At 58.7% G+C, this 2,926-nt stretch carries 3 protein-coding genes; all 3 read left to right on the top strand.

Going from position 1 to position 2,926, the window contains the following annotated elements:
* Positions 1-20: 20 nt before the first annotated feature.
* The 3 genes from ACIQ0Q_RS08625 (at position 21) to fabG (ending at position 2,768) form a co-directional block, all read left to right on the top strand.
* Entirely contained in the window at positions 21-995 is a 975-nt protein-coding gene (locus ACIQ0Q_RS08625; RefSeq protein WP_395772531.1) for a beta-ketoacyl-ACP synthase III, read from the top strand.
* Between the two features lie 75 nt (positions 996-1,070).
* Positions 1,071-2,015 (top strand): ACP S-malonyltransferase, encoded by a 945-nt coding sequence (gene fabD / locus ACIQ0Q_RS08620; protein ID WP_395772530.1) that lies wholly within the window; start codon positions 1,071-1,073, stop codon positions 2,013-2,015.
* Positions 2,016-2,024: 9 nt separating this feature from the next.
* Positions 2,025-2,768, top strand: a complete 744-nt coding sequence (gene fabG, locus ACIQ0Q_RS08615; RefSeq protein ID WP_395772529.1) for a 3-oxoacyl-ACP reductase FabG — start codon at positions 2,025-2,027, stop codon at positions 2,766-2,768.
* Positions 2,769-2,926 lie beyond the last annotated feature (158 nt).

The raw sequence follows: 2,926 nt of genomic DNA, 5'->3' as shown, positions 1-2,926 counted from the left end.
TGAAACAGGACAACTATTCCATGCCTACATTTTCGCGTATCGCCGGTACCGGCAGCTATTTGCCCGAGCGGATCCTCACCAATGCCGATCTGGAAAAGATCGTCGATACCAGTGATGAGTGGATCGTTGCGCGCAGCGGCATCCGTGAACGTCATGTTGCCGCTGACGGCGAAACTACCAGTGATCTGGCCTACCAGGCATCCCTCAAGGCGCTCGATGCCGCCGGTCTGCGGGCCGATGAAATCGAATTGATCATCGTCGGCACGACCACGCCGGATATCGTGTTTCCGTCCACCGCCTGTCTGTTACAGGACAAGCTTGGCATCGGCGGCTGTGGCGCATTCGATGTCAATGCTGCATGCTCCGGCTTCCTCTTTGCCCTGAGCGTGGCCGATCAGTTCATCCGTGCAGGTACCGTCAAGAATGCTCTGGTCGTTGGTTCGGAAACCCTAACGCGTCTCATGGACTGGACTGATCGCGCCACATGCGTGCTGTTCGGTGATGGCGCCGGCGCAGTGGTTCTCAAGGCAGACACCGAGGCAGGTATCCTGTCCACCCATCTGCATTCGGACGGCGGCAAGAAAGAACTGCTAATTTGTCCGGTTGGTCCATCCAAGGGTTTCGAAATCGGCGCGCCCAACGCCGGCGTGAAAATCCTCATGGCGGGCAGCGAAGTCTTCAAGCATGCGGTCAAAGCGCTCGACTCCGTGGTCGACGAAACCTTGAATGCCAATGGTCTGAGCAAGACTGATCTCGATTGGTTAATTCCGCATCAAGCCAATCTGCGAATCATCGAGGCCACCGCTAAGCGTCTTGACATGTCGATGGACCAGGTTATCGTGACCGTCGACAAGACCGGCAACACTTCATCGGGTTCGGTGCCGCTGGCGCTGGATGAAGCGGTGCGCTCCGGAAAGATCCAGCGCGGCCAACTGATGCTGTTGGAAGCCTTCGGCGGCGGATTTACTTGGGGGTCAGCATTGATCCGCTACTGATTCGACCGGACTTGTGAGTACGGTTGAATAACTGGTCTAATGGCGTGCTTATCTTCCTCCGGAGCCGCCGAACCCATGATTCCGCAATTGGCATTCGTTTTTCCTGGTCAGGGCTCGCAGTCGCCCGGCATGCTGGCCGACTTGGCCGCTTTGCATCCTACCATTCGCGAAAGCTTCGCCGAGGCCTCCGAGGGCGCCGGTGTCGATCTCTGGCAAATCAGTCAGGACAATCCGGATGACCGGCTGAACCAGACCGAATACACCCAGCCCGCCTTGCTGGCCGCCGAAATTGCGCTTTGGCGGCTTTGGCAGGCGCATGACTTTGCACAGCCGATGTTTCTGGCCGGACACAGTCTCGGTGAATATGCAGCATTAGTCGCGGCGCGGGCATTAACCCTGAAAGACGCTGCCCGTCTAGTGCGTCTGCGCGGACAATTCATGCAGTCGGCGGTGCCGGCCGGCACCGGCGCCATGGCGGCGGTGCTCGGCGCCGAGGATGCGCAGGTCGAGCAGATTTGCAGCGACGTTAGTACGGCCGACACGGTGGTTGTACCGGCCAACTACAATTCCCCCGGGCAGATCGTCATCGGCGGTCATGCCGAAGCCGTTGATCGTGCCATCGCCGCACTGCAGGCAGCGGGTGTCCGCAAAACCATCAAGCTTGCTGTCAGCGTTCCATCACACACGCCTTTGATGCGCGAAGCAGCCGAGCAACTCCGTGATGCCATTGCCGCAACGGCCTGGCAGAGACCGGACCGGCCGATTATCCACAATGTGGATGCCGCACCGAAAGTCGATATCGCGGCCATTCAAGGTGCGCTGGTCGAGCAGCTTTACCTGCCGGTGCAATGGACCCGTTGCACGCAGGCCTTGGCGATTGCCGGCGTCCGCCATGCCGTAGAGTGTGGTCCCGGCAAGGTTCTGGCCGGACTGGTCAAGCGCATCGATAAAACGGTTTCGACCTATAATCTGGCAAGCGCTGTCGATTGGCAGGCAACGGCTTCCCAAGCATTCGAATGAGGATACACAATGACCCATGATCTTAGCGGTGAAGTGGTTCTGGTCACCGGCGCCAGCCGGGGTATCGGTGCGGCAATCGCCGATCTGCTCGCGGCACGCGGTGCCAAAGTAGTCGGAACTGCGACCTCGGAAACTGGCGCCCAGGCCATCACGGCCCGAATGGCCCCCGTCGGTGGCCTCGGCAAAGTGCTCGATGTCACCGATAGCGTCGCGGTTGAGGCCGTCATCGAGGACATCGGCAGGAATATCGGTCCGATCAGCGTATTGGTCAACAATGCCGGAATCACCCGCGACCAGATTCTGATGCGGATGAAGGATGAGGACTGGAACCTCATTCTCGACACCAATCTGAGTTCGGTCTACCGTACCAGCAAGGCGGTCATGCGCGGCATGATGAAAGCACGCAAGGGCCGCATCATCAACATCGCCTCGGTCATCGGTTTGACCGGAAATGCCGGACAGGCCAACTATGCCGCTGCTAAGGCCGGCATCATCGCTTTTTCGAAGTCCCTCGCCAAGGAAATCGGATCCCGGGGAATTACCGTCAATGTGGTGGCGCCTGGATTCATCCAGACCGACATGACCGGCACACTGCCGGAAGAGGCCAAGCAGGCCTTGATGGGGCAGATCGCCTTGGGCCGACTTGGTAGCCCGTCCGATATCGCCGAAGCGGTGGCGTTTCTGGCCGGTCCGGCGGCGGCCTACATCACCGGAGAAACCCTGAATGTGAATGGCGGCATGTACATGCCATGACCATTCCGGTCAAAATTTGATAAAATGCTCCAAATCCTGTCCGGCGTGGTTTGGGCCAAGCGCCGGCGGCATGATTCCACAGCCCAAAATCGTTACTCCTCGGGAGGAGACAGTTTCATGAGCACTATTGAAGAACGCGTTAAGAAAATTGTGGTTGA

Origin of the sequence: Arenimonas sp. (assembly GCF_044348765.1) — a bacterium.
Taxonomy (GTDB): Bacteria; Pseudomonadota; Gammaproteobacteria; order Xanthomonadales; family Xanthomonadaceae; genus Arenimonas.
Note: the sequence above shows the minus strand (reverse complement) of the source record. Positions and strands in the feature narration are given on the sequence as shown.